This window comes from Microcystis sp. M53603_WE2 (assembly GCF_030065435.1).
The window spans coordinates 1-3578 of record NZ_JASJFF010000001.1 but is presented as its reverse complement, the minus strand read 5'-3'; the positions used below and the strand labels follow the sequence as shown (position 1 = coordinate 3578).

Genomic DNA, 3578 nt, shown 5'->3' with positions numbered 1-3578 from the left:
TATCACTATCATCTGTTTTCCCTTTTTCTGCAAATTTCTTCTTAATCAACGCTTTTAAACCCTCATAAGCATCCTTAACGGCTGTTCCTGCCGTATCCTTAGCAGCAGCCGCCGCACCAGCAGCCAACGCAGCGAGAATTATTTCCATTGCCTGAGACTCCAAATTAGATATTGCTGACTCAATCTTATACCATTTCTCTAAATGAAAACTACACATCGAATTTAAATCCCCCTTTAAGTTCCCCTTTTTAAGGGGGATTTAGGGGGATTAAACTTCTGTAGTCAGACTTTGGAGAATTGGTATTAGATCAAAGCAAAGTATCTGACGCAATTATGGCGCAGGTATTGGGCGCGGATGGCTTGCTCGTTGGGGTTGTTGGCTACCACTGCAAGCTGGACGTAGGGTAGCGACAGAAGGTGTAAATCCCACCGTCATCGATGCCCTGCTTGTTCGGTAAAAATCGTTCGCACTGAGGAATGATTTCGACGGGATAGCCGAAAATCTGGACAAAACTGGGAGTAGCAGTCCTCTAGATGCGCCCAATCAAGCGCACACTCAGTATGAGTAATACTAAACCAGGTTATTAAAAACTGATTATTTATTCTCCCTTTTGCCTCTTGCCTCTTGCATGAGTGCCTGTCCTGATATGTAAGCCTATACTCAACGGATTTAGTATAAAACCTATCAGACAAAGGACAAGATAGCGATATAACCTGCTTGAGCATCTTCTCCTGTTGACTGGCTACAGACCTTCGAACAGCAAAAAACTTGAACAACAAAAACTAGAACAGCAAGGGATGGAGGCAACCCCATCCCCAAACTAGACAATTATGCTATTCTTTTTTATACATCACCTCCACCACGGTATGGACGTTACCTCTGGGATGAAAATCCCCCTTAACTTTCATCTGCAAGGGTTCGCAAGCGGCCACCAAATCATCTAAAATTTGGTTAATTGCTTCTTCGTGGGAAATATAACGATCGCGATAACTATTAATATAAAGTTTAATCGCCTTTAATTCCATCACCTTTTGATCGGGAACGTAGCTAAGATAAATAGTGGCAAAATCGGGATAACCGGAAAAGGGACACTTACAGGTATATTCCGGCAGAGTGATCTGAATATCGTAATTTCTGCCAGGGCGTGGATTGGGGAAAGTAATTAATGTTCCTTCGGCAATTTCTCTTTCCCCGTACTTAACTTCAATTTTTTCGGAAGACTGAACCATGTTTTTTCCTAACTAGACAATGTTTCCTATCATAGCTGGAATATTCTCTCAAGAGGCGTTACCGAATCAAGAGATGAATAGTAACTCCTGCATCCTATTGACAAATTAGCTTAGTCCCGGGTTGAAAGAATGCCGAGAAGACAATGCAGACTTAAAATCAGCCAAGTCGAATTTTCAGGTAAAAAATGCTCTATGATTAACTCTAAAGATACTGTAAAACTGGTTTCATGCTCTCCGAGATTAAAAACATAGCCGAGAGTCTCGCACCCCGATTAGTGGAGATTCGCCGCCACATTCACGCGAATCCAGAGTTAAGTGGGCAAGAATATCAAACGGCCGCCTATATTGCCGGGGTTTTGTCTTCCTGTGGTCTATCGGTGCAGGAAGCGGTGGGAAAAACGGGAGTTAAGGGAGAATTGGCGGGAAAAGGCAGTGATCGAAGGATTTTAGCCATCCGCGCCGATATGGATGCCCTACCGATCCAAGAAAGAACCGATTTAGACTTTGCTTCCCGCAAACCGGGGATTATGCACGCCTGCGGTCACGATGTTCATGCTACCGTCGGTTTAGGGGTGGCGATGGTGCTTTCCCGTCTCTCGGAACCTTTGGGGGGAAAAATACGCTTTCTCTTTCAACCAGCAGAGGAAATCGCCCAGGGGGCCAATTGGATGATCCGGGAGGGGGTGATGCGGGATGTCAGCGCCGTTTTGGGGCTGCACGTTTTCCCCTCGATTCCGGCCCGATCGATCGGAGTTCGTTACGGGGCCTTAACTGCAGCTGCCGACGATCTGGAGATTTTTATTCAAGGGGAATCCGGCCACGGGGCCCGGCCCCACGAGGCGATCGATGCTATCTGGATCGCCTCGCAAGTAATCACCACTTTACAACAGGCAATTAGTCGGACTCAAAACCCTTTGCGTCCCATTGTCCTCACCATCGGGCAGATTAGCGGTGGTCGCGCCCCCAACGTCATCGCTGATCAGGTACGCATGGCGGGAACCGTGCGATCGCTGCACCCAGAAACCCACGCCCATCTCCCGGAATGGATCGAGAGTTTGGTCACGAATGTCTGTAGCACCTATAACGCTAAATGTCAAGTAAAATATCGTCGGGGTGTGCCATCGGTGCAAAATGACCAATTTTTAACCCGTTTGGTGGAAGAAGCTGGTTTAGAAGCTTGGGGACGGGATCGGGTTTTAATTCTCTCGGAACCCTCCATGGGGGCCGAGGATTTTTCCCTTTATTTGCAACAGGCCCCGGGGACAATGTTCCGTCTGGGAGTGGGTTCTACTAACCTCCTCAATCCCCCCCTTCACCATCCGGAATTTTTAGTGGATGAGTCGGCAATTCTGACGGGAGTGATTACTTTAGCCTACGCGGCCTATAAATATTGGCAACGGCAAGATTAAACCGGTTTTTCAAGATAATTTTATGGAAATTTGGGAAGATTTAGCTATTATAGCTTGGACGGAATTGCTGCTGGATAATTATGAACGATTAATCGGGCGATCGCTTTTACCCCGGATCGGTACTGGCAAAGAACAGAGTAAAATGCTCTTTTATGCCCCTTTTGTCCTAGTTTCCCACGGTACACAAACTAATCCGATCTTCAATTATGGTAATCGCGGTGCCCTCGATCTCTGGGGTTTAACTTGGCCAGAATTATTAACAACTCCTTCGCGAGCGACGGTAGAGGGGGAGGAACCCGCCCAAGAACGCCAAAAAATGCTAGATTTAGTCAAAAAACAGGGCTATATCAACGATTATCACGGGGTAAGGATCACGAAAAACGGTCAACTATTTCGCATCGAAAAAGCGATCGTTTGGAATATCATCGATCGTGATGGCATTTACTGCGGACAGGCTGCCACCTTTGCCGATTGGATTTTTCTCTGATTTAAGCTGTACTGCCTTGAAACTCCGTCCCCACTTCCCCCCTCCCCCCCTCCCCCATCACCCCACTTCCCCACTTCCCCCCCGTAACGCCCCCATTGGTCGGAGGCGCTACCATTTTACGGGATGTGATTAGGGTTTGCTGAAAAAGTTTCTCGTGGGGGCAGGGTGTGGCCCCCCCAACCCCCCCGACATCGGGGGGGTGGGGTGTGGGGTGTAGGGTTTTACCCATTTTCAGGGGGTCAATTACCTAATTTTCGGGGAAAAAGTCCCGGAATTTTCCCCCTGATCACTCCCATGCCTGGCACTTTTGGATTTCAAAAAGGTCTCAAAGTCTTACCCAACAAGGTTTTTAGATTTATTCAGCAAGCTCTACTTAGAGATTGCAGGTGGGTCGATCGCCGCTTAGATTTCATAGCACCGGCTATAACTTCGTAAGCGCCTGTTGTTTTCGT

General features: G+C 47.4%; 5 protein-coding genes. 2 read left to right on the top strand and 3 right to left on the bottom strand.

Annotated elements, in window-relative coordinates:
• Both PX481_RS29975 and queF read right to left on the bottom strand, forming a co-directional pair.
• Window positions 1-148 (bottom strand): Het-E N-terminal domain-containing protein (locus PX481_RS29975; protein ID WP_502888580.1); only part of this gene is annotated, 148 nt, incomplete at its 3' end.
• 686 nt (window positions 149-834) lie between these two features.
• A complete protein-coding gene (gene queF, locus PX481_RS00020; protein WP_002740916.1) occupies window positions 835-1230 on the bottom strand; it encodes a preQ(1) synthase in 396 nt (131 codons plus the stop codon).
• A gap of 227 nt (window positions 1231-1457) precedes the next feature.
• On the opposite strand from queF, the gene PX481_RS00015 reads away from it, so the two are divergent.
• Both PX481_RS00015 and PX481_RS00010 read left to right on the top strand, forming a co-directional pair.
• Window positions 1458-2639 (top strand): M20 family metallopeptidase, encoded by a 1182-nt coding sequence (locus tag PX481_RS00015; RefSeq protein ID WP_002763816.1) that lies wholly within the window; start codon window positions 1458-1460, stop codon window positions 2637-2639.
• Between the two features lie 22 nt (window positions 2640-2661).
• On the top strand, window positions 2662-3126 hold the full coding sequence (locus tag PX481_RS00010; RefSeq protein ID WP_002763815.1) for an MEKHLA domain-containing protein: 465 nt from the start codon (window positions 2662-2664) through the stop codon (window positions 3124-3126).
• 1 nt (window position 3127) lies between these two features.
• Here the strand turns inward: PX481_RS00010 and PX481_RS00005 are convergent, their stop codons facing one another.
• Window positions 3128-3355 carry a hypothetical protein gene (locus PX481_RS00005; RefSeq protein ID WP_288092984.1) on the bottom strand — a complete coding sequence of 76 codons (228 nt, stop codon included), beginning with the start codon at window positions 3353-3355 and terminating at the stop codon, window positions 3128-3130.
• Window positions 3356-3578 lie beyond the last annotated feature (223 nt).